This is a genomic window from Parabacteroides sp. CH2-D42-20 (assembly GCF_003670185.1).
GTDB lineage: Bacteria > Bacteroidota > Bacteroidia > Bacteroidales > Tannerellaceae > Parabacteroides > Parabacteroides distasonis.
Genome location: NZ_RAYG01000002.1, coordinates 60012 through 81556 on the forward strand (window position 1 = coordinate 60012; position 21545 = coordinate 81556).

Here is a 21545-nt window from a genome sequence, read left to right on the forward strand (position 1 = left end):
GTTTTTTAGTTTTCTTCAACTGATTTGGGGTCAATTTTAATACCCGCACTCATAGTACTAGAAAGATAAATACTCTTTATATACGCACCTTTAGCCGCAGTAGGTTTCAACTTGATCAAAGTTGAAATAAACTCCTTAGCATTGTCACGAATCTGTTCCGGAGTGAAAGACACCTTACCAACAGATGTGTGAACGATACCGCTCTTATCTACCTTAAAGTCGATCTTACCTTGCTTAACCTCCTTCACCGCATTTCCGATCTCATTGGTAACCGTACCGCTCTTTGGATTAGGCATCAAACCACGAGGGCCTAATACGCGACCAAGAGCACCGATCTTACCCATGATAGAAGGCATAGTGATGATAACATCAATGTCAGTCCAACCGCCTTTAATCTTATTAATATACTCATCCAATCCAACATAGTCAGCTCCAGCGGCAGTAGCTTCAGCTTCCTTGTCCGGAGTACATAATGCGAGAACCCTAACCTGCTTACCAGTTCCGTGAGGCAATGAAACCACGCCTCTCACCATTTGATTGGCCTTACGGGGGTCAACACCTAAACGGACATCAACATCTACGGATGCGTCAAACTTAGTTGTAGTAATTTCCTTCACTAAAGCTGAAGCTTCTTTCAATGTATATGCTTTCCCAGCTTCAATCTTGCCCAAAGCCAACTTTTGATTCTTTGTAAGTTTACTCATCTCAATTGAAGTTTATTAATTATTACCCGGGAATGTCCCTTTAACAGTGATACCCATACTTCTGGCTGTTCCCGCAACCATTCTCATGGCTGACTCGACAGTAAAGCAGTTTAGATCGACTAATTTGTCTTCAGCGATAGCTTTCACCTGCTCCCATGTGATCTCAGCGATCTTAGCACGGTTAGGTTGAGCGGAACCGCTCTTCTTCTTAGTAGCTTCCAACAACTGGATTGCCACAGGAGGAGTTTTAACGACAAAGTCGAAAGACTTATCGGCATAGTAAGTAATTACAACAGGTAATATCTTACCAGCCTTGTCTTGGGTCTTGGCATTAAATTGCTTGCAAAACTCCATAATGTTAATACCCTTAGAACCCAAAGCAGGTCCTACTGGGGGAGAAGGGTTTGCTGCTCCTCCTTTAATCTGCAATTTGATTTGTCCAGCAACTTCTTTAGCCATTGTTTCTAAAATTTTTTAGATATATAACATCAATAACAGAAAGGTAGCACTTTTCGTAACCAGAGTACTATTCTTTCTCAACTTGCATATAACCCAACTCAAGGGGAGTCTTGCGTCCGAAGACCTTAACCATCACCTTAAGTTTCTTTTTCTCGGCGTTGACCTCTTCGATTATACCCGTGAAACCGCTGAACGGTCCAAAAGTAATCTTCACACTCTCGCCAACATAGAACTGGATATCCAGATCCTCTTGTTGTTCCTGCAACTCGTCAACCGTACCTAAGATACGATTCACTTCCGCAGGACGTAATGGCACGGGGGTATCAGAACCACCCAAGAAACCAATCACGTTCGGAATGTTCCGCAATCGATGAGCAACCTCACCGACCAAAGCGGCCTCAACCAGTACATAACCCGGCAAGTAAGCTCTTTCTTTCATGACCTTCTTACCGTTTCGTACCGTAAAGGTTTTCTCGGTCGGAATCAAGACTTGAGATACATATTCTCCCAGATCCGTATTCTTCAGCTCAGCCTCTAGATATTCCCGCACCTTGTTCTCCTTGCCACTGATGGCACGCAGAACATAAAATTTCTTTTGGATATCAGACATACCTTAACTGATTAGAAAATTTGGTTGTAGAAGAAACGCATAACAGCCTCGAAGGCCCCGTCAACAACAAAGATCAATGCGGCGATGATAAGGGAAGCAAACATAACAACAACCGCACTATTGGAAAGCTCTGCTCTCGTAGGCCAAGAAACTTTATAAACAAGTTCGTTATAAGATTCCTTAATATAAGTAATTATCTTTTTCATCGAATCTATAGATTTTAGCACGGAAGGAGAGGCTCGAACTCCCGACACCTGGTTTTGGAGACCAGTGCTCTACCAACTGAGCTACTTCCGTAGAAATAGCCAGCCCTTAAAAAGACTGGCTATAACATTATCTAATGCTTGAATTAGTTCTCTAATTCTGTGATCTGGCCTGCACCTACTGTACGTCCACCCTCGCGGATAGCGAAACGAAGACCTACGCTACATGCTACCGGATAGATCAACTCAACCTCGATCGTTACGTTATCACCCGGCATTACCATTTCAGTTCCTTCCGGCAAAGTGATCTCACCAGTTACATCCAATGTACGGATGTAGAACTGAGGACGATATTTGTTGTGGAACGGAGTGTGACGACCACCTTCCTCTTTCTTCAAGATATAAACCTCAGCCTTGAACTTAGAATGCTCTTTAACCTGACCCGGGTGGCAGATTACCATACCACGCTTGATCTCATTTTTATCGATACCGCGAAGCAACAAACCAACGTTGTCACCAGCCTCACCTTGATCCAATAACTTACGGAACATTTCAACACCTGTAACAACAGATTTCTTACCAGCAGCGCCAAGACCGATGATTTGAACTTCCTCACCTACCTTAACGATACCTGTCTCGATACGACCTGTAGCAACAGTACCACGACCTGTAATTGAGAATACGTCCTCAACCGGCATCAAGAACGGCTTGTCGATTTCGCGCGGAGGCAGAGGAATCCAAGTATCACAAGCTTCCATCAACTCCATTACTTTATCTTCCCATTGAGCATCACCGTTCAATGCACCAAGAGCAGAACCACGGATGATCGGAGTGTTGTCACCGTCGAATTGATAGAATGAAAGTAATTCTCTCATCTCCATCTCAACCAATTCCAACATTTCCTCGTCGTCAACCATGTCACACTTGTTCATGAATACAACCAATCTCGGAACGTTTACCTGACGAGCCAAAAGGATGTGCTCGCGAGTTTGAGGCATAGGACCATCAGTAGCAGCAACTACGATGATAGCACCGTCCATCTGAGCAGCACCAGTTACCATGTTCTTTACGTAGTCGGCGTGACCCGGACAGTCTACGTGAGCATAGTGACGGTTTGCAGTCTGATACTCTACGTGAGAAGTGTTGATTGTGATACCTCTCTCTTTTTCTTCAGGAGCGTTGTCGATAGAATCGAATGAACGCAACTCTGAAAGACCTTTCTTTGCCAATACTGTTGTGATAGCAGCTGTCAAAGTTGTTTTACCGTGGTCAACGTGACCAATCGTACCAATGTTCACATGTGGTTTCGATCTGTCAAATTTCTCTTTTGCCATAACTTAATTGTTCTTTATTTGATTAATGATCATGTTCAATTTTCAATTGAGCCGGTGCCGAGACTTGAACTCGGGACCTCTTCCTTACCAAGGAAGTGCTCTACCGCTGAGCTACACAGGCAACTTATAAGAGCGGAAGACGGGGCTCAAACCCGCGACCCTCAGCTTGGAAGGCTAATGCTCTATCAACTGAGCTACTTCCGCAAGACCGAATGAACCAACCGATTCTCTCCTTTGTTTCATTCGTGTGGGCAGTGATGGATTCGAACCACCGAAGGCGAAAGCCAGCTGAGTTACAGTCAGCCCCATTTGGCCACTCTGGTAACTGCCCATTCCAATACATTCTTTTGAGCCTCTTGTCGGATTCGAACCAACGACCCCGAGATTACAAATCACGTGCTCTGGCCAACTGAGCTAAAGAGGCGATACTTCTAAAAGCAGCCGTTTCGTCACCACGGCGAAACGGCTGCAAATTTAGATATTATTTCTTACATACCAAATTTATCTACCGTTTTTTTTATTTGGCTCTGATTTTTTCTTTGAATTTAACCAGTTGCTTCTCCAAAGCCTCAACACAATCGTCTATCGCCCCTTCGAAAGTATCGTTTATTTTATCAGCGAAACATTCCCCGTTCTTCACGGACAACATTATACTGGCCTGCTTGTTCTTCACCGTCTCAGGCTTAACCACCTTCAATGTAACCTCTGCCAATATAATACCATCGAAGTATTGCTCCAATTTAGAAACTTTCTTCTGAATAAACGCCTCCAACTGTGCAGTTGCGTCGAAATGAATTGCTTGAATTCTAACGTCCATAATAACCTCCTTCTTTTTTTGCTCTTGGATGAGCATGATACACTTTTTTTAATTCCTCAAAGGTTGTATGCGTGTAAACACTGGTAGACGCTAAACTGCTATGACCTAATAAATCTTTCACAGCGTTCAGCTCGGCTCCGTTGTTTAACATACTCGTTGCAAATGAATGTCGTAACACGTGTGGACTTCGTTTCGCCAGCATGGGTATCTCCGACAATTGCTTTTTTACTATATTATAAACAATCCCCGTCGACAACTGATTCCCGTTCTTTCGAACGAAAAACCATTCACCGGCTGCCTCAACCTCACGATCACGGACTTCCGTGTATGCAAGCATTAAGTTTTTTAAACCCTCCGCAAAAGGAATCAACCGCTGCTTGTTCCGCTTTCCGGTTACCTTGACCTGCATCGCCTCATAATCCACATCCACGTTTCGTATGCCGATTAACTCTGAGCGGCGCATCCCGGTATCGTATAGCATCTCAATGACCAACCGATTCCTCACACCTTCAAAATCCTCATCAAATCCGTCCCCGTCCAACAACGCCTCCAACTCGCTATCCTTAATAAAATAAGGTAAGGGTTTCTTCGTTTTCGGACCGCTCACCAATCTCAACGGATTCGCGGAGACAATCCCCCGTTTCATGAGAAACTTAAAAAAAGATTTCAAAGAACTTAATTTCCGGTTTACCGATACGGGAGAAAGCTTCTCGTCCATCAAACTGACGATCCAGCTTCTCACGAAATCCGAGTCGATTTCCCCGGGGTTGAATACACCTTCTCGATGCTCTCTTACATACCTCTGGAATTGGTCCAAATCTTTCGAATAGGCACCAATCGTATAATTGGAATAGTTCCGCTCATACCGGAGATAGTTTAGAAAGTCATCGATCAGCATATTCTCGTTGCATCAACATTCATGCAACGAAAATAGGAATAAGAATTCAATAAAACAAGCCCGGAAGCTATAATTATTCTTCTACTTGTTGCAAATGCTGTACGTAGATAGCACGCATAGTCTGCTTTCTCTTCGTAACAGACGGTTTCTCGAAAGCCTGACGGCCTCTCAATTCCTTGACTACACCTGTTTTCTCGAACTTTCTCTTGAATTTCTTAAGCGCCTTCTCGATGTTTTCGCCTTCTTTTAATGGAACTACGATCATAATTTAAATTGTTATATTGTTTAATTATTTATATCCTCAAATTGAGCGGCAAAATTACTGATTGTTTCGGGATTAGCAAAACTTTCAGCGATTATTTTTATAAAAGATGCCTTTCTCCGTAATTATAGCCGTGATTAGCTCGTGGGGAGTAATGTCGAAGGCGGGGTTGTAGACTTTCACGTCTTTCGGGGCCATACGCCTTGAATACCACATCTCGGTGACCTCATCGGGGTTACGTTCCTCTATTACAATGGAATCGCCGTCCGGGCACGAGCCATCGATGGTGGATGTCGGGCCTAATACATAGAAGGGGATCTTGTAATGCCGGGCCAAGATAGCCACTCCAGACGTGCCGATCTTATTCGCCACGTCGCCATTGGCGGCTACACGGTCGCAACCTACGACCACGGCATGCACCCAGCCTTTCCGCATGACGACGGAGGCCATATTATCGCAAATCAGCGTCACGTCCACGCCGGCCCTGCTTAGCTCATAGGCCGTGAGCCGGGCGCCTTGCAACAAAGGACGGGTCTCGTCGGCGAAGACCTTGAAACCATAACCTCTCTCCTGCCCCAGATAAATCGGCGCCAAGGCGGTGCCATACTCCGAGACCGCCAGATGTCCGGCGTTGCAATGCGTAAGGATTCCCATCCCGGGACGGAGTAGCTCCAGACAGTTCTCGCCGATCTGCCGGCAAGCGGCGGCGTCTTCCTCCCGGATCGCGATCGCTTCCTTATATAATAGCTCTTTCCATTCCGGGACAGACAAGGTTGGATGAGCGACCAATACCCGCTCCATCCGGTTCAGCGCCGCCACCAGATTCACCGCTGTCGGACGGGAACCGGCCAGATACTCCTTGATCTTCCGAAACTCATTCACGAAAACGGATTTCTCCGCCGTATCGATCCGACGGGCGCAGACATAGATACCATAAGCGGCCGCTACCCCGATAGCAGGTGCTCCACGTACCTTTAATTTATAGATAGCGTCCCATATCTCCTCGGCAGTGGTAAGGGTCAGATACGCTTCCTTACCCGGCAGCAGAGTTTGGTCCAAAATGATCACACCGTCCGCTTGCTCGTTGAAACGCACGGTCTTTAAATCAGATAGAGTTTGTATCATTCGATATGAATATATTAATAGTTCACGGGACCCAGCGTAGCTTCTATCGCCACCCCTGCGGCGGTAACCGCTATCGCCCCTACGACAAGGCCTGCCGTAGCCCCATGAGTCTCTTTCACGTAAAAGAAATCGCCGGATTGCTGCTGTCCCTCATCGAAATACTGGGGAGCCACGTCGCCGACCTTGATCAATTTCGCCAGATAGAAGTTCCGCTCAAAAGAGGAATGCTTCAAGGGCTTCCCATTGGTCCCTCCGGCGAACAACGTCAGGTAGCTACGGAATCTCAGCGGAGAATCTTCTTCCGTAAAATCCTTCACTCGGATATTTACGGTGGTGTTTGCTTTCGTTGTCATTTGCTCCTTTACATACTCTTCCTTCGGGATCTCGTTAAACGGGAAGTTGGCTAATTGCAAAGGCGTATTGACTAATTTGGAATGCGGCGGGATAAACTCAACGCCCTTCGGCAAACTCACATCACCGGAGAAGGAACCTTCCGAGTAGCTCCACCCGCTGCTGCTCCTATCGCTCCAATGAAAGGAGCTACCGGATGCCACGCTAGAGCTCTCGCCTCTCACCGAGGCCACTTTCGGATCGTAGGTGGTAGCCACGTCATCGATAATCAGCGCCGACCGCCCCCAATCCACATACAAGGGTTCATCCAATTTATTATAAATGGTAATAGTAACCGGGGCGTTCTCTCCCCAGAAACGATAAGAGATACGTACCGTATCGTTTTCCTGCACAAAATCACCTCTCTCATTCTTCTCCCCAACGGGGTCATTCGAGTTCAACATCGAATAATAATAAGAAGAACATGCGCTCAAGCCGAGAAGCAGAGCCGCAAAGACAAAAAGATAAAGCAGATTCCTCATGGCACTTCTTATTTGTTTCTACAAAGTTAGCAAATTATTCCTTGATATCTATTGGGTGCCTTATCTTTAACTTGATTTAAAGGGATCGGTTCACAAGGTTGTGGACCACAAGGCTGTGAGCCCATACACGTTTATCATAACCTTTAGCTCTTTTATCCGGAATCCTTACCCTTTTCTCTTTTATATATTGTACCTTTGAAGCTGAAGTATTCATCATCTACCATCTGTTGGACAATCATCCAACAGATGGTAGATGATCGTCCAACAGTTGGTGCATGATCATGCAACGGCTGTTGAAAGATGAATTCTTCTTGAAGAAACCGCTAAGCTCGCCTATAAAAACGAGTAAGCGATCTAGAAAAATCGGACAAAAGATCTATAACCATTTAAACACAGCACAGATGTCAGCAAATTACAAGTTAGTCAGAAATCCCAACCCGAATCCAGAGGAATCCGGGAAGTCATTACCCCTACATCCTCGTTTGGTCTCTTGCGGGACGATACATACGGATGAGTTCATCAGCAGAGCGAAGTCCCGGTCTTCTTTCTCTCCCGCGGATATGAAAGGGATCTTGCAGCTTTTCCAAGACATGATGGTGGACTTCCTCATGTTCGGTTATAACGTGGAGCTAGAGGGGATCGGTACTTTCAGCGTCTCACTGAAAAGCCGGCCCGTGATGGAAAAGAATGAGATCCGGGCGGAATCCATCCATTTCAAGGACGTGAAGTTCAGATCGTCCAAGGAACTAAGAGACCGGCTGAAGACCATGCCGGTGTTTCGTGACGAGTACACGGTTAGCGATCCCGCATATCCCTCCGCCAAGGAATGCGAGCAAGAGGTATTCCGTTATCTGGAGACGAACCCTTTTATCCACCAGAAGAAGTATATGTCGCTCTGCGGATGCTCCAGAAGTAAGGCTTCCCTCGACTTGCGGCGGCTGGTAGAGGAAGGGAAACTGCGGTGGGAAAAGCTGGGTACTTCCCATCTATATTATAAGGTAGAAGAGCCGGTTTCCGGCGAGACAAATCCAAAATAATTCATTAACTTTGCGAGTATTAATGTTGACTAAAATAAAATGCGATGAAAACAAACATTCCTGAACGTATCGCCGCCCTACGGGAGGCTATGAGGCAACAGAAGGTTGACGCTTACATCATACCCAGTTCCGACCCGCATCTAAGCGAGTATCCGGCCGATCGCTGGAAATCGAGAGAATGGATATCCGGCTTCACCGGCTCGGCGGGAACGATCGTGGTCACCGCGGACAAGGCGGGCTTATGGACTGATTCCCGGTATTTCCTGCAAGCGGCCAGCCAACTGGAAGGTTCCGGTATCGAACTCTATAAGTTGGCGCTTCCGGAGACACCGTCTATCACGGAATTCCTCTTGCATGAGTTACACGCCGGACAGGCCGTTGGGCTGGACGGGCAAACCTATAGCGCCGCCGAAGCGAGTGCCTTGGCAAATAAACTAAGCCGTAAAGAAATCAAGCTGGATACCTCGGCCGACCTGATCGAGGGTATCTGGAAGGACCGTCCCGCCGTTCCCGGAAACCCGATATTCGAGATGCCGGAGGCATTAAGCGGAGCCTCCGTGCACGAGAAACTAGACCTAATCAATAACCAGCTGCGGAGCGAGGGCGCCGATTGCTTGATCCTCGCCGCCTTGGACGAGATCGCGTGGACATTCAATATCCGGGGTACGGACGTGACCTATAACCCGGTCGTAGTCAGCTACGCCTTCGTATCGGAGGATGAGAGCGTGCTATTCATCAAGCCGGAGAAGCTGACCGCCGAGATCACCGAGCATTTGAAGAAAGAAGGGGTTACGCTGGCCGAATACTCCATGATCCAGAGGTATCTATCCCGCCTACCGGAAAACAGCCGGGTATTCGTGGATATGAACAAGACGAACGTCTCCTTATACGACGCGATCCCGGGAAGCTGTACGATCGTGGAAGGGATCTCCCCCGCCAACCACTTGAAGAGCATCAAGAACGAGACCGAGATCAAGGGATTCCAAAACGCCGTGGTAAAAGATGGTGTCGCCTTGACAAAATTCTATATCTGGCTGGAGAAACAAATGGCGGAAGGAGCCCAAGTTACAGAGATCAGCGCCGCCGAGAAGCTGACAGCCTTACGTGCGGAACAACCGCAATACATCATGGATAGCTTCGGCACGATCTGCGGCTACGCCGAGCATGGAGCGATCGTTCATTACTCCGCTACGCCGGAGACGGACGCGACCTTGAAACCGGAAGGATTACTTTTGATCGATTCCGGCGCGCAATATCTGGACGGTACGACGGATATCACCCGCACGATCGCCCTTGGAGAGCCGACGGAGCAGATGAAAAAGGATTTCACCCGTGTGTTGAAAGGTACGATCAGCTTGGCGAAAAGCAAGTTTCCCGCCGGAACACGAGGTTCCCAGATCGATATCCTTGCCCGTAAAGCGCTATGGGATTCCGGAATCAATTACTTGCACGGAACCGGTCACGGTATCGGCCATTGCCTAAACGTACACGAAGGCCCCCAAAGCATCCGCATGGAGGAGAACCCGGTGACCTTGAAGCCCGGAATGGTAATCAGCGACGAGCCGGCCATGTATCGTACCGGCGAATACGGTATCCGTACGGAGAACATGATCTTGGTACGTGAGGACAGCGAAACGGAATTCGGGAAATTCCTAGGATTCGATACGCTGACGCTTTGTTTCATCGACACGAGCTTGATTATCATCCCCATGCTCTCTGTCCGTGAGCACGCTTGGCTGAACAAGTACCACCAAATGGTCTACGACAAGATCAGCCCGTTCTTGAACGAGGAGGAGAAAGCTTGGCTGAAAGAGAAAACAACAGAAATTTAAACAACTAAAAATGGCATTAATTAAATCCGTTCGTGGCTTTACCCCGAAGATCGGTAAAGACACTTTTTTAGCAGACAACGCCACGATTATAGGTGACGTAGAGATCGGTGAAGGTTGCAGTATCTGGTTTGGCACCGTGCTTCGCGGCGACGTGAACTCGATTCGCATCGGCAACGGCGTAAACGTACAGGATGGTTCCGTCCTTCACACCTTATATGAGAAATCGACGATCGAGATCGGCGATGATGTATCCATCGGCCATAACGTAACGATCCACGGGGCGAAGATTTGCAATGGCGCCTTGATCGGAATGGGCTCCGTGGTATTGGATCACGCCGTAGTAGGCGAGGGAGCGATCATCGCCGCAGGTTCCGTAGTATTAAGCAAGACGATCGTCGAGCCGGGCAGCATCTACGCCGGAGTTCCCGCTAAGTTCGTCAAGAAGGTAGATCCCGAGCAAGCGAAGGAGATCAACCAAAAGATAGCCAAGAACTATCATATGTATTCTTCTTGGTATAAAGAATAATAGCATGTATTTGATTATTTGAATTATAAACCATATATTTGTATCTATGAAAAAAGGGACAATAATATGGAGTTAGTAATCTTTCTTGGAGTTGTCGGGATTATTTGCCTAATAGGCTTAATTTACACGTATACCCCTTCAGGCAAAAAGTGGTTACATGAAAAATAATTCAAATAAAGGAATTCAAAACAATAAACACTATTTGTCTCGAAGCGTGAGATGGATAGTGTTTATTTTTATAGTAGGAATCGGAGGGTATCTAACGTTACCCTCCAATTATTATTTGCGCAGAGCGCTTACTCATTTATTACCCAAGATCGATCAATATCCGATTTTCGAGAACCGGGTCGTAAAAGCAGGTTCGCCCCGCCCTTGGGAACTATCGGAAGCTTACAATACGAAAAGTATTCCAGAGCGTTATCTTCCCCGGTTTGAGGAACTGGGTACGGTTGCCTATGTAATCATCCAAGACAATCGACTGCTATTCGAGCAATATTGGGAAGATTATTCCCCGGAATCGCATAGCAATTCCTTCTCGATGGCGAAAAGCATCGTCTCGTTAGCGATCGGCTGTGCTATCGACGATGGATTTATCCGCAATGTCGATCAACCGGTAAGCGACTTTTTCCCGGAATTCAAGGGATACGACGGAAAGGCCCTAACGCTTCGCCATTTGCTGACCATGAGCGCCGGCGTGGATTTCGACGAGGCTTACAGCTCTCCTTTCTCTCCTACCACCCAGTTGTATTATGGCGATGACCTACAGGAAATTGCCTTCGGGATGAAAGAGATCGACGAGCCCGGCGTAAACTTTATCTACCAAAGCGGCGTGACACAACTGCTGGGCTTTATCGTGGAGAAGGCTACCGGCGAGAAACTCAGCGATTATGTATCCCGCAAACTATGGACTCCGATGCACGCCGAGGAAAGCGCCCTTTGGAGCCTCGACCGGAAGGACGGCATGGAAAAAGCCTATTGCTGTTTCAACAGTAACGCCCGTGATTTCGCCCGCTTCGGACAATTATTACTCAACAACGGCCAATGGGATGACCGGCAATTGATCTCTCCCGCTTATCTGGCGGAAGCGACAAGCCCCGATACCCGTCTTGTCTATAAGGATCTCGGCAAACCCAACCATTGTTACGGATTCCAATACTGGATTCTCGATTACAAAGGGATGAAGATCCCTTATATGAGAGGAATCTTGGGGCAATACGTCTTCACGCTCCCGGAAAAGAACGCCGTGATCGTAAGACTCGGGCACAAACGCAGCGATACTTATACCGCCGACCAATATTATCCGGACGATATAAATACATGGTTGGACGCGGCGATGGACTTACTTCAATAAGAATCTATTTATCAAACGATCTAAAAATAAACGCACATGAGAAAAACGATTTTAACGACAGCGCCATTGGCGGCACTCCTATTGCTTTCTTGCGCACAGAAACCCAGTACGCAAAAGCCGGACATCACGTATATGCCGCAACCACCGTTCAATCCGCCGACGTATGTTTGCTACAAGGCCCCCGCTCCTATCAAGATCGACGGAAAGCTTTCTCCCGGGGAATGGGACGCGATACCTTGGACCAGCGACTTTGTGGATATCGAAGGCGACAAACGCCCAGCCCCTCACTTCCAGACCCGGGCCAAGATGACTTACGATGATAACGGAATGTACTTCGCCGTCCTTATGGAGGAGCCGCACGTATGGGCGACCATCACGGAACACGACGCCGTGATCTTCCATGACAACGACTTCGAGATCTTCCTGAATCCTACGAACGACACCCATAATTATCTGGAGTACGAGGTGAACGCCTTGGGTACGGAATGGGACTTGTTCTTAACCCGCCCCTACCGGGATAATCCGCAAGTATTGAATAACTGGGAGTTCGCCGGAATGAAATCCGCTGTTTATGTGGACGGTACGCTGAATAACCCGAAAGACACGGATAAATCATGGAGCGTAGAGGTATTCATTCCTTGGACTTCCGTATTCCAAATGGACAGAGGAAAAGAAAAGCCGGAAATCGGCGAGCAGATCCGTGTGAACTTCTCCCGTGTGGAATGGACAACGGACGTGAAAGACGGTAAATACGTGAAAGTCCCTATCCAAGGAGAGGATAAGATTCGCGAGTACAACTGGGTATGGGCGCCTACCGGGGTAATCAATATCCATATGCCCGAATACTGGGGTTATGTACAAATATCGGATAAGATTGCGGGAGAAGGTGAGACTCCTTTCGTAAAACATCCTTCGGAGGAGACGAAATGGATCTTGCGTAATTTATATTACCGTCAGAATGAGTTCGCCGCAACCTTCGGGCATTATGCCGATAACATCAACGACTTGAAGGCAAACGAGCTATGCCCGCAAGAGATCGCCAATCAACTGGAAATACATACGACACCTTCTATGTACGAGATATCGCTACCCACATCGGACGGTACGGTATGGAATATCCGGCAAGACGGTCTGGTATGGCCTAAAAAGAAATAACATAATTTATTAATCAACTTACATATCATGAAACAAAACAATTTATGGATAGCGGCCTTGGCTTTAGGCATCACGCTATCGGCTCACGGACAACAAAGCGGTGGAGGCATCTCACCCACGATGTTGCAGCAAATCAAACAGTCTTATCAGGGAACGCCGGCCGATAAGGCGATCCGTAATGCGATCACCAATAACGACATCAACAAACTTGCCGTTAATGGGGAGAGCAAGAACAATTTGGATACTTACTTCTCCAATAAGGTAGAGAGCAAAGGGATCTCCAACCAACGTTCCTCGGGCCGTTGCTGGCTTTTCACGGGATTGAACGTATTCCGTGCACAGGCGATCCATAAATACGACATGGGTGAATTCCAATTCTCCCAGAATTATTCTTTCTTCTGGGATCAATTGGAGAAAGCGAACCTTTTCTTACAGGGCATCATCGATACTCGTCTGAAACCAATGGACGACAAGATGGTGGAATGGTTATTCAAGAACCCGATCGGAGACGGAGGGCAGTTCACGGGTGTCTCCGATATCTTGACCAAGTATGGTGTGGTTCCCGCCGAGGTCATGGTAGAGACCAACAGCAGCAACAGTACCGGACGCATGAGCAACCTGATCGGATTAAAGCTGAAAGAATACGGCTTGCAACTTCGCGACCTGTCTACGACCAAAGGCACGACCGTAGCGGATCTGGAGAAAAAGAAGACCGAGATGCTAGGTACGATTTACCGTATGCTCGTATTGAACTTGGGAGAGCCGCCTACGAAATTCACGTGGACTCGCAAAGACGCTAAAGGGAATCCGGTAGAGACGAAGGAATATACGCCTCAGTCCTTCTTCCAAGAATATATCGGGGACGATTTGAAAAACAACTATGTCATGTTGATGAACGATCCGAGCCGCGATTATTATAAGTTGTATGAGATCGATTACGACCGCCACGCTTACGATGGGAAGAACTGGACTTACGTAAACCTTCCGATCGAGGATATCAAACAAATGGCTATCGCTTCCATCAAGGACAGTACCATGATGTATTTCTCTTGCGACGTGGGCAAGTTCTTCGATCGTGACAGAGGTATTCTGGATGTAAACTTCTACGATTACGGTTCATTGATGGGTACGACTTTCGGCATGGATAAGAAACAACGTATCCAGACATTCGCCAGCGGTTCCTCACACGCCATGACCTTGATGGCTGTTGATCTCGACGCGAATGGAAAGCCGAAGAAATGGATGGTTGAGAATAGTTGGGGTCCCGGAGCGAACGCCGGCCACCTCATCATGACAGACCAATGGTTTAATGAGTATATGTTCCGTCTGGTAGTCAACAAAAAGTACATCACGGATCAAGTAAAAGAGATCTTGAAACAAACACCGACTCGTCTTCCCGCTTGGGACCCGATGTTCGCTGAAGAGGATTAAAATAAAATACGGATGAGATAGACAACGCGAATCGTTCAATTACCAATCCGTACATCTATCTCATCCGTATTCCATTGCTATATCAAAAGAGTCTGGGCATACAATCACTCGAATAGCAAACCCGGCTTTATCTATTAACGGATATGGATTTGTCGCAAGATTTGATCCGTCGCTCCTACACTGTTTTTCACAAAATCACCGGCAGCTTGCCCGGAGGTTTCCAAGGCTGTCGGGTCGGTCAATAACTCGTCCATCTTCGTTCGGAAAGAGGAATCGTCTGTGATGGAGAAACCACCACCTACGGCGATCAGATCCTTCGCCTCCTTAAACTTATGGTATCTCGGGCCGAATAAGACCGGCATCCCATAAACGGCGGCTTCCAACGTGTTGTGGATACCCGCTCCGAAACCACCACCGATATAAGCGATCTGTCCATAGCGATAAATGGAAGATAAGAGTCCGAAACTGTCGATGATCAAGCAATCCTTATCGGCCAGATCATCCTCATGCGCCTCCGATAGACGGACGGACGGACGTTTTAGCATCGCCTCGATAGAAAGGAGATGTTCCCGGTGAATCTCATGCGGGGCGATAATCAACTTCATCTCCGGATGCTCATGGAAATAAGGGATAAAGATCGCCTCGTCTTGAGGCCATGAACTGCCGGCCACCATCACGATCGGCCTCTTACCCTCCTTGCTTTCCAAGAAACGTTCGATAAACGGAAGCTCACGAGCTTGCTTACGGACATCCAACACCCGATCAAAACGGGTATCGCCGGTCACCGTCACATTCGTGATACCGAACTCGTTCAAGAGTTTCATCGAACGCTCGTCCTGAACAAAAAGATGATTAAAATAAGATAGCATCTTCCGGTACGGCTTTCCGAACCATTGGAAAAATAGCTGGTCGGGGCGGAATATAGCGGAAATGATATAAACCGGTATTCCCCGCTTCCGCAACTCACGCAAATAGTTCCCCCAAAACTCGTACTTGATAAATATGGCGATCGCCGGGTTCGCCAAATTCAGGAACTTCTTCACCCGGAAAGGCGTATCGAAAGGAAGATAGCAGATCACGTCCGCTCCCTTGTAATTCTTCCGTACCTCATAGCCAGAGGGAGAAAAGAAAGTCAGCAACACCTTATACTCCGGATGTTCCGCCTTGATCTTCTCGATCATAGGACGCCCTTGCTCGAACTCGCCCAGCGAGGAGGCATGGAACCAGATGTATTTAGCGTTCCGGTCGATCTTCTCACGAAGTATGGAATTTGTTTTCCATTGCCCGAATCGCATCAGTCTCGCCTTTTTATGGAAAGGCGAGATCAAAGCGACTACAAAAGCGTAGAGATGTATTGCTAAACTGTACATGATTATTTTAATATCTCGATAGCCCGTTGGATACGGCGGATAGACTCCTCTTTACCTAAAGCCTCGGTAATATCAAAGATGCCGGGGCCCTTGCCCTCGCCAACCAAGGCCAGACGGGCGGCGTTCATGATATTCCCCAAATGATATCCCTTGCTCTCGATCCAAGCCTTGCACTCGTTCTCGGTACCTTCTACGTCGAACGGCTCACGGGCACGCAGTTGCTCGATAAACTCCCCCAATTGAACAGCCGAATCTTCCTTCCAGCGTTTCTTGCGAGTCTTCTCATCGTACTCCGTCGGGGCGATAAAGAAGAAAGAGCAAAGATCCCATAACTCACTCACGAAATTGACACGGCCTTTCATCATGCCGACTACTTTCTCTACATAAGCATGGGTAGTCTGGATACCGTGGCTTTCCACGATCGGCAAGAATAGGTCAGCGATCTCCGTATTACTCTTCTCCAGCAAATAGTGGTGGTTAAACCATCTGCCTTTCTCATAATCAAACTTAGCGCCGCTCTTGCTGCAACGAGACAGGTCGAACAAACGGATCAAATCATCCATGCTCATCACCTCTTGGTCATTACCCGGGTTCCAGCCCAGCAAAGCGAGGAAGTTTACGACAGCCTCGGGGAAGTAGCCACTCTCACGATAGCCCGATGAAACATCACCCGTCTTCGGATCGTGCCATTCCAAGGGGAATACAGGGAAGCCCAGACGATCGCCGTCACGCTTGCTCAACTTACCGTTACCTTCCGGTTTCAACAGCAACGACAGATGGGCGAAACTAGGCATCGTATCTTCCCAACCGAAGAAACGATATAATAATACGTGAAGCGGCGCGCTCGGCAACCACTCCTCACCACGGATCACATGGGTAACCTCCATCAAATGGTCGTCAACGATATTCGCCAAGTGGTAAGTAGGCAATTGGTCGGCCGATTTATATAATACCTTATCATCCAAGATAGAGGAGTTGATAACGACCTCGCCACGGATCAAGTCGTTCACGTGGATATCCTCATTCGGCTCGATCTTGGCACGAACTACGTACTGATGACCTGACTCGATCAGGCTCTGAACCTCTTCCGGAGAAAGCGTCAACGAGTTGCGCATTTGCGAACGGGTAGAGGCGTCGTATTGGAAATTGGCGATCTCCTTCCGTTTCTCCTCCAACTCGGCAGGCGTATCGAACGCTATATAAGCATGGCCATCGTTCAGCAATTGATCGACATACTTCTTGTAGATCTCACGACGCTCGCTCTGGCGATACGGACCGTAGTTGCCGCCGAAGCTCACGCCCTCGTCGAACTTGATACCCAGCCAAGTCAAGGCCTCGATGATATAGTCTTCCGCCCCGGGAACGAAGCGTTGGGAATCCGTATCCTCGATACGGAGAATCATATCACCGCCATTCTGTTTAGCGAATAAATAGTTGTATAAAGCCGTGCGGACACCTCCGATATGCAGCGCCCCCGTAGGACTAGGTGCGAAGCGTACTCTTACTTTTCTTTGAGTCATAATACTTACATTCTATAATAATGCGGCAAAAGTACGCCTTTTTTTCCGCTTAGTGAAGTTTTTTACGTATATTTCGGACGCAAAAAGGAATCTATATGAAACAGAAGAATTACAATATACCGACCGTGGTCTACTTCGTGGTGACCGCGTTACTTATCGCCTACTTCTTCCCCCGGGAGGGAAAATTCCGTTATCAGTTCTATGAGGGCAAGCCTTGGAGATATGGATTACTCACCGCCCCGAGCGATTTCCCGATCTACAAGACCGACGACGAGGTAAAAGCGGAGAAAGACAGCGTACTCCGTAAGTTCGAGCCTTATTACCGCATGAACCCCGACATCCAGAAGCAAGAGGTCGAGAAACTGCGTGCCAACTACAATAACGGCAATAACCTGCGAAGCAAAGTATCCCCCGCTTACATGCAGTATATAGAGAGCAGCCTGATCAACTTATACAAGAACGGTATCATCTCGTCGCAGGATCTGGACGAGCTACGGAAAGAGGAATACTCCCGTGTCAACCTCTTGGAGAACGCCGTCGCACAGCCTCGCTACGTGAGCGACTTCTTCACCGTGCGCACCGCCTACGAGTTCATTATCAACAACTGCCCGCCGCGGCTGGACAAATCGATCCTGCAATCGTGTGACATCAATAACTACCTCACCGAGAACATATCCTATGCCGCCGACATGTCCGACAAGATCAAGGAGGATATGCTACAGAGCGTATCTATCGCTAACGGTATGGTACAAGCCGGAGAGCGTATCGTAGACCGGGGCGAGATCATCGACAACCATACCTACAACGTGCTCCGTTCCCTAAAGGCCATACACGAGGCCAAGACGGGGGGCACGCAGACACAAGGCATCATACTGGCCGGGCAATTCGTGCTCGTCTTCGGACTGATGTTCTGTTTCTGGCTCTACCTATGGTCTTTCCGCTTGAAGATATTCCATAACCGGAAGAACGTACTATTCTTGATCCTCTGCATATTCGTGAGTTGCATCCTTACGGAACTATGTGTTACCTACGCATTATTCAACGTATATATATTGCCGTTCGCCATCGTACCGATCGTAGTACGTACCTTCTTCGATTCCCGGACGGCGCTTTTCACGCACCTTATTATCGTGCTGATCTGCTCGTTGATGGTACCTTTCCCGCATGAGTTCCTGTTGTTGCAAATCGTGGCGGGTATGGTAGTGACGTTCAGCTTGAAGGAGTTGAGCGAACGTTCGCAACTGATCCGTTGCGCCGTCTTCATCTTCCTCTCCTACGCCGCCTGCTACCTCAGTCTCACGTTGTATCAAGAGGCGAACTTAAACAAGATCAACTGGATGATGATGCTTTATTTCGGTATCAACTTCATCCTGCTGATGTTCACCTACGTATTGGTATATATGTTGGAGAAGACGTTCGGATACGTGTCCAGCATCACGCTGGTGGAACTGTCCAACATCAACAACCCGATCTTGAAGAAGCTTAGCGAGACTTGCCCGGGTACGTTCCAGCACTCCTTACAGGTATCCATCCTAGCCTCCGAGGCGGCCGCCAAGATCGGTGCGAACTCGCAATTGGTCCGTACCGGCGCCCTTTACCATGACATCGGAAAGATGAGCAACCCTGTCTTCTTCACCGAGAACCAGACAAGCGTGAACCCGCATAACCAGCTGGCATTCGACCAGAGCGCGCAGATCATCATCAGCCACGTCACCGAGGGCGTGAAGATCGCCGAGAAGGCCATGCTACCCAAGGCGGTTATCAGTTTCATCCGTACCCACCACGGACGTGGCAAAGCGAAGTATTTCTACAACTCTTTCAAGAATCAATACCCGGACAAGCCAATTAACGACGAGCTATTCACCTACCCCGGTCCGGACCCTTTCTCGAAGGAGACCGCCGTACTGATGATGGCCGATTCCGTGGAAGCCGCCTCCCGCAGCTTGAAGGAACATACCGAAGAGAGTATCAACGCCTTGGTGAACAAGATCATCGACGGGCAGATCGCCGACGGCTTGCTAAAGAGCGCTCCCTTAACCTTCAAGGATGTGGAGACCATAAAGAGCGTATTCGTAGACAAACTGAAAACGATGTTCCATACCCGGATCAGCTATCCGGACTTGAAAAAACAATAGCGAACCAGCATGAACGACCACCTACTCTACTTAGCCTCGACAGGGATCGTAGCCTTTACCTGCCTTCTGGTCAGCGGACTGCTGTTGTCGCTGAAGACCTTGCGGGAAAGCACGATCCCCAAGTACCGGACGGCCTGCAAGTATCTCGCCTTGGCCTCGGCATTGGTAGGCATAGGGCATATCTTCATCTTGTCCTCCGGCACGGACGAGCGAACCATCATGGAGTTGTTCTACTTCCCCATCCTGCTGATCAGTGCCTCGCAAGCGTTGCTGTTCACGTTCCTGCTCACCCTCTTATTCAGGGGAAAGAACGTGACCCGGAGGAATATCCTCCTCCACGCCATGCCTACGATCGCGCTTACCGTAGCCTACACGATCGCTTGTCTCTTCCGGGAGGATGTCCATACGTATCGTTTCGACGTATGGTGGGATAATATTGGGAACCCGCCCCTGCTGATACGTACGCTCACGTGCCTCGTATACCTTGTCCAGCTAGGGGGCTATACGCATTTTTTCTTCCGGGAGCGGGCGATCTATCTAGGTAACCTGAAACAGATACCCCAATCACCCGAGCGACTGGAATTGCGCTGGGTAACCCGTGCCTTCCTATGGGCGCTGGGTATCGGCATCGCCGCCGTGAGCCTCTGTTTCTTCCCGAATAATTACTATAACACGGCGGTCAACTTCGTGTTCGCCCTCTTCTACGCCTCGGTATCGATCCACTACGCCAACTACCATTACACGTACGACCAACTATACCTGCGGCTCAACCTCGCCCCGCAAGCCAACGCCGATACCGATCCCAACCGGATGGACCTAGAGGATCTGATCGGCGGGTTGCTGGAAATCGAGGAGGACGAGTTGTTCCAGCAAGCGCAAAACTATATGGCCAGTTCCTCACCCTTCCTCAACCCGAATTTCAGCCGGCAAGACCTAGTACGTGCCCTCGGTACTAACGAGAAGTATCTCTCCACCTCCATCAAGGACAAGCTGAACATCACGCTCAAGGAATACATCGACCGCTACCGGGTCAACCACGCCCGTACCGAGCTGTTGATGCCGGGCGACAGCCGGAGCATGGAAGAGATCGCTGTCGGCGCGGGCTTCACCAGCTCCCGCACCTTCTCGCGTATCTTCCAGAAAATACTGGGAGTCACCCCCGCCCAATACCGGCGGCAGGCGCAACAATGAGCATTTTCACTTACCACCCTCGCCGTCGACTGTCAATAACGACACGAACTCATCGATACCGATAAGTTCCACTTTCGGGAAATCAATCGCATGAAGCACATCAAAATGATGATCTTGACTGACTATAAAGGAAGCGTTCGCAGCGATGGCGCAATCCACGAACTTATTATCATCCGGATCCGCCTGTATCAAGTTAAAACGAAAGTGCACGTCAAGCCTTACCGTATTTTTCCGGGAGATTATCGCCTTGATAACATTGCCGGCGATATCCCCACCCATCTTTTGCGATAGGATCTCCTCGTATTCTGATAGGATCTCATTGGTATAGCACAAGATGTACTTCTCCGAGAAGAACTCTTTCCACACCGTATAATAGGCCCCCCGCCTAGACAAGGAGATCAAGAGGCAATTCGTATCCAACACTACCCGCCTCATCGCTGTCCGTTATAAGGGATACGCATATGCTCATTCTTCCATTGATCTATCACTTGGTCGTTTAGCTTGCCGCTATCCCACAGCTTATCGATCGCTATCTCTGCCTTCCGGGCGAAATACGCCGAGAGCATATCCTTGATCTCGTTCAAGGTATCATCGCTCTCCACATACGACATCAAGTCCAATATCTCCAATTGAGCCGCGCTAAATACCGTTCTTTCCATTTTCATCCTTTTTTGTTGTTGATACCCCACAAAGGTATCATTTTTCCCAAATCT

General features: G+C 48.3%; 22 protein-coding genes and 5 tRNA genes. 8 read left to right on the forward strand and 19 right to left on the reverse strand.

Annotated features, from left to right (window positions below):
• Positions 1 to 5: 5 nt before the first annotated feature.
• From rplA to D7V92_RS01890, 15 genes are all read right to left on the reverse strand, one after another.
• A complete protein-coding gene (rplA, locus tag D7V92_RS01820; RefSeq protein ID WP_005854218.1) occupies positions 6 to 704 on the reverse strand; it encodes a 50S ribosomal protein L1 in 699 nt (232 codons plus the stop codon).
• 15 nt (positions 705 to 719) lie between these two features.
• A complete protein-coding gene (gene rplK / locus D7V92_RS01825; protein WP_005867244.1) occupies positions 720 to 1163 on the reverse strand; it encodes a 50S ribosomal protein L11 in 444 nt (147 codons plus the stop codon).
• Positions 1164 to 1230: 67 nt separating this feature from the next.
• The gene (nusG, locus tag D7V92_RS01830) at positions 1231 to 1773 is read right to left on the reverse strand and encodes a transcription termination/antitermination protein NusG (RefSeq protein WP_005854213.1); all 543 of its coding nucleotides are present in this window, start codon (positions 1771 to 1773) and stop codon (positions 1231 to 1233) included.
• Between the two features lie 11 nt (positions 1774 to 1784).
• A complete protein-coding gene (gene secE / locus D7V92_RS01835) occupies positions 1785 to 1979 on the reverse strand; it encodes a preprotein translocase subunit SecE (RefSeq protein ID WP_005854211.1) in 195 nt (64 codons plus the stop codon).
• Between the two features lie 18 nt (positions 1980 to 1997).
• Positions 1998 to 2070, reverse strand: a tRNA-Trp gene (locus D7V92_RS01840).
• 52 nt (positions 2071 to 2122) lie between these two features.
• Positions 2123 to 3310, reverse strand: coding sequence for an elongation factor Tu (tuf, locus tag D7V92_RS01845; RefSeq protein ID WP_005854209.1), 1188 nt, complete (start codon positions 3308 to 3310; stop codon positions 2123 to 2125).
• A gap of 49 nt (positions 3311 to 3359) precedes the next feature.
• Positions 3360 to 3431, reverse strand: a tRNA-Thr gene (locus D7V92_RS01850).
• 10 nt (positions 3432 to 3441) lie between these two features.
• Positions 3442 to 3514 (reverse strand) — tRNA-Gly (locus D7V92_RS01855).
• Positions 3515 to 3558: 44 nt separating this feature from the next.
• Positions 3559 to 3641: transfer RNA gene (locus D7V92_RS01860), tRNA-Tyr, on the reverse strand.
• A gap of 19 nt (positions 3642 to 3660) precedes the next feature.
• Positions 3661 to 3734, reverse strand: a tRNA-Thr gene (locus D7V92_RS01865).
• Positions 3735 to 3827: 93 nt separating this feature from the next.
• Positions 3828 to 4127 carry a ribosome hibernation-promoting factor, HPF/YfiA family gene (gene hpf / locus D7V92_RS01870; protein WP_008778704.1) on the reverse strand — a complete coding sequence of 100 codons (300 nt, stop codon included), beginning with the start codon at positions 4125 to 4127 and terminating at the stop codon, positions 3828 to 3830.
• Positions 4117 to 5025 (reverse strand): tyrosine-type recombinase/integrase, encoded by a 909-nt coding sequence (locus D7V92_RS01875; protein WP_005854176.1) that lies wholly within the window; start codon positions 5023 to 5025, stop codon positions 4117 to 4119. Before D7V92_RS01875 ends, hpf begins: the two co-directional genes overlap by 11 nt.
• A gap of 73 nt (positions 5026 to 5098) precedes the next feature.
• The gene (gene rpsU / locus D7V92_RS01880) at positions 5099 to 5290 is read right to left on the reverse strand and encodes a 30S ribosomal protein S21 (RefSeq protein WP_005854174.1); all 192 of its coding nucleotides are present in this window, start codon (positions 5288 to 5290) and stop codon (positions 5099 to 5101) included.
• Between the two features lie 84 nt (positions 5291 to 5374).
• Positions 5375 to 6412, reverse strand: a complete 1038-nt coding sequence (mtnA, locus tag D7V92_RS01885) for an S-methyl-5-thioribose-1-phosphate isomerase (RefSeq protein ID WP_005854172.1) — start codon at positions 6410 to 6412, stop codon at positions 5375 to 5377.
• A gap of 14 nt (positions 6413 to 6426) precedes the next feature.
• Positions 6427 to 7284 carry a hypothetical protein gene (locus D7V92_RS01890; protein ID WP_008773678.1) on the reverse strand — a complete coding sequence of 286 codons (858 nt, stop codon included), beginning with the start codon at positions 7282 to 7284 and terminating at the stop codon, positions 6427 to 6429.
• Between the two features lie 401 nt (positions 7285 to 7685).
• Between D7V92_RS01890 and D7V92_RS01895 the strand changes: the two genes are divergently transcribed.
• The 6 genes from D7V92_RS01895 to D7V92_RS01920 all read left to right on the forward strand — a co-directional run bounded on the left by D7V92_RS01895 (position 7686) and on the right by D7V92_RS01920 (position 14616).
• On the forward strand, positions 7686 to 8321 hold the full coding sequence (locus D7V92_RS01895) for an HU family DNA-binding protein (protein WP_005867237.1): 636 nt from the start codon (positions 7686 to 7688) through the stop codon (positions 8319 to 8321).
• Positions 8322 to 8365: 44 nt separating this feature from the next.
• A complete protein-coding gene (locus tag D7V92_RS01900) occupies positions 8366 to 10153 on the forward strand; it encodes an aminopeptidase P family protein (protein WP_005867236.1) in 1788 nt (595 codons plus the stop codon).
• 10 nt (positions 10154 to 10163) lie between these two features.
• Positions 10164 to 10679, forward strand: coding sequence for a gamma carbonic anhydrase family protein (locus D7V92_RS01905; RefSeq protein ID WP_005854163.1), 516 nt, complete (start codon positions 10164 to 10166; stop codon positions 10677 to 10679).
• A 157-nt stretch (positions 10680 to 10836) separates the two neighbouring features.
• A complete protein-coding gene (locus D7V92_RS01910; RefSeq protein WP_121772154.1) occupies positions 10837 to 12030 on the forward strand; it encodes a serine hydrolase in 1194 nt (397 codons plus the stop codon).
• Positions 12031 to 12066: 36 nt separating this feature from the next.
• Positions 12067 to 13185 (forward strand): carbohydrate-binding family 9-like protein, encoded by a 1119-nt coding sequence (locus D7V92_RS01915; protein ID WP_008773681.1) that lies wholly within the window; start codon positions 12067 to 12069, stop codon positions 13183 to 13185.
• Between the two features lie 27 nt (positions 13186 to 13212).
• The gene (locus tag D7V92_RS01920) at positions 13213 to 14616 is read left to right on the forward strand and encodes a C1 family peptidase (RefSeq protein ID WP_048927520.1); all 1404 of its coding nucleotides are present in this window, start codon (positions 13213 to 13215) and stop codon (positions 14614 to 14616) included.
• 134 nt (positions 14617 to 14750) lie between these two features.
• Here D7V92_RS01920 and D7V92_RS01925 read toward each other — a convergent pair whose 3' ends face one another.
• Together D7V92_RS01925 and gltX are read right to left on the reverse strand one after the other, a co-directional pair.
• Positions 14751 to 15986 (reverse strand): 3-deoxy-D-manno-octulosonic acid transferase, encoded by a 1236-nt coding sequence (locus tag D7V92_RS01925; RefSeq protein ID WP_008773682.1) that lies wholly within the window; start codon positions 15984 to 15986, stop codon positions 14751 to 14753.
• 2 nt (positions 15987 to 15988) lie between these two features.
• Positions 15989 to 17506 carry a glutamate--tRNA ligase gene (gene gltX / locus D7V92_RS01930; protein WP_005854152.1) on the reverse strand — a complete coding sequence of 506 codons (1518 nt, stop codon included), beginning with the start codon at positions 17504 to 17506 and terminating at the stop codon, positions 15989 to 15991.
• A 95-nt stretch (positions 17507 to 17601) separates the two neighbouring features.
• On the opposite strand from gltX, the gene D7V92_RS01935 reads away from it, so the two are divergent.
• Positions 17602 to 19641: an HD family phosphohydrolase gene (locus D7V92_RS01935; RefSeq protein ID WP_121772155.1), complete on the forward strand. Its 2040-nt coding sequence runs from the start codon at positions 17602 to 17604 to the stop codon at positions 19639 to 19641.
• Positions 19642 to 19650: 9 nt separating this feature from the next.
• Complete coding sequence (locus D7V92_RS01940; protein WP_121772156.1) at positions 19651 to 20832, forward strand: helix-turn-helix domain-containing protein; 1182 nt, start codon at positions 19651 to 19653, stop codon at positions 20830 to 20832.
• Between the two features lie 6 nt (positions 20833 to 20838).
• Here the strand turns inward: D7V92_RS01940 and D7V92_RS01945 are convergent, their stop codons facing one another.
• Together D7V92_RS01945 and D7V92_RS01950 are read right to left on the reverse strand one after the other, a co-directional pair.
• Positions 20839 to 21267, reverse strand: a complete 429-nt coding sequence (locus D7V92_RS01945) for a putative toxin-antitoxin system toxin component, PIN family (protein ID WP_121772157.1) — start codon at positions 21265 to 21267, stop codon at positions 20839 to 20841.
• The gene (locus D7V92_RS01950; RefSeq protein WP_121772158.1) at positions 21264 to 21491 is read right to left on the reverse strand and encodes a hypothetical protein; all 228 of its coding nucleotides are present in this window, start codon (positions 21489 to 21491) and stop codon (positions 21264 to 21266) included. The genes D7V92_RS01945 and D7V92_RS01950 overlap by 4 nt, the downstream gene beginning before the upstream one ends.
• Between the last annotated feature and the right edge of the window lie 54 nt (positions 21492 to 21545).

Bases quoted from the DNA above. Each gene is read 5' to 3' on its own strand.
- rplA (WP_005854218.1), bottom strand. From the start codon at position 704: ATGAGTAAACTTACAAAGAATCAAAAGTTGGCTTTGGGCAAGATTGAA.
- rplK (WP_005867244.1), bottom strand. From the start codon at position 1,163: ATGGCTAAAGAAGTTGCTGGACAAATCAAATTGCAGATTAAAGGAGGA.
- nusG (WP_005854213.1), bottom strand. From the start codon at position 1,773: ATGTCTGATATCCAAAAGAAATTTTATGTTCTGCGTGCCATCAGTGGC.
- secE (WP_005854211.1), bottom strand. From the start codon at position 1,979: ATGAAAAAGATAATTACTTATATTAAGGAATCTTATAACGAACTTGTT.
- tuf (WP_005854209.1), bottom strand. From the start codon at position 3,310: ATGGCAAAAGAGAAATTTGACAGATCGAAACCACATGTGAACATTGGT.
- hpf (WP_008778704.1), bottom strand. From the start codon at position 4,127: ATGGACGTTAGAATTCAAGCAATTCATTTCGACGCAACTGCACAGTTG.
- D7V92_RS01875 (WP_005854176.1), bottom strand. From the start codon at position 5,025: ATGCTGATCGATGACTTTCTAAACTATCTCCGGTATGAGCGGAACTAT.
- rpsU (WP_005854174.1), bottom strand. From the start codon at position 5,290: ATGATCGTAGTTCCATTAAAAGAAGGCGAAAACATCGAGAAGGCGCTT.
- mtnA (WP_005854172.1), bottom strand. From the start codon at position 6,412: ATGATACAAACTCTATCTGATTTAAAGACCGTGCGTTTCAACGAGCAA.
- D7V92_RS01890 (WP_008773678.1), bottom strand. From the start codon at position 7,284: ATGAGGAATCTGCTTTATCTTTTTGTCTTTGCGGCTCTGCTTCTCGGC.
- D7V92_RS01895 (WP_005867237.1), top strand. From the start codon at position 7,686: ATGTCAGCAAATTACAAGTTAGTCAGAAATCCCAACCCGAATCCAGAG.
- D7V92_RS01900 (WP_005867236.1), top strand. From the start codon at position 8,366: ATGAAAACAAACATTCCTGAACGTATCGCCGCCCTACGGGAGGCTATG.
- D7V92_RS01905 (WP_005854163.1), top strand. From the start codon at position 10,164: ATGGCATTAATTAAATCCGTTCGTGGCTTTACCCCGAAGATCGGTAAA.
- D7V92_RS01910 (WP_121772154.1), top strand. From the start codon at position 10,837: ATGAAAAATAATTCAAATAAAGGAATTCAAAACAATAAACACTATTTG.
- D7V92_RS01915 (WP_008773681.1), top strand. From the start codon at position 12,067: ATGAGAAAAACGATTTTAACGACAGCGCCATTGGCGGCACTCCTATTG.
- D7V92_RS01920 (WP_048927520.1), top strand. From the start codon at position 13,213: ATGAAACAAAACAATTTATGGATAGCGGCCTTGGCTTTAGGCATCACG.
- D7V92_RS01925 (WP_008773682.1), bottom strand. From the start codon at position 15,986: ATGTACAGTTTAGCAATACATCTCTACGCTTTTGTAGTCGCTTTGATC.
- gltX (WP_005854152.1), bottom strand. From the start codon at position 17,506: ATGACTCAAAGAAAAGTAAGAGTACGCTTCGCACCTAGTCCTACGGGG.
- D7V92_RS01935 (WP_121772155.1), top strand. From the start codon at position 17,602: ATGAAACAGAAGAATTACAATATACCGACCGTGGTCTACTTCGTGGTG.
- D7V92_RS01940 (WP_121772156.1), top strand. From the start codon at position 19,651: ATGAACGACCACCTACTCTACTTAGCCTCGACAGGGATCGTAGCCTTT.
- D7V92_RS01945 (WP_121772157.1), bottom strand. From the start codon at position 21,267: ATGAGGCGGGTAGTGTTGGATACGAATTGCCTCTTGATCTCCTTGTCT.
- D7V92_RS01950 (WP_121772158.1), bottom strand. From the start codon at position 21,491: ATGGAAAGAACGGTATTTAGCGCGGCTCAATTGGAGATATTGGACTTG.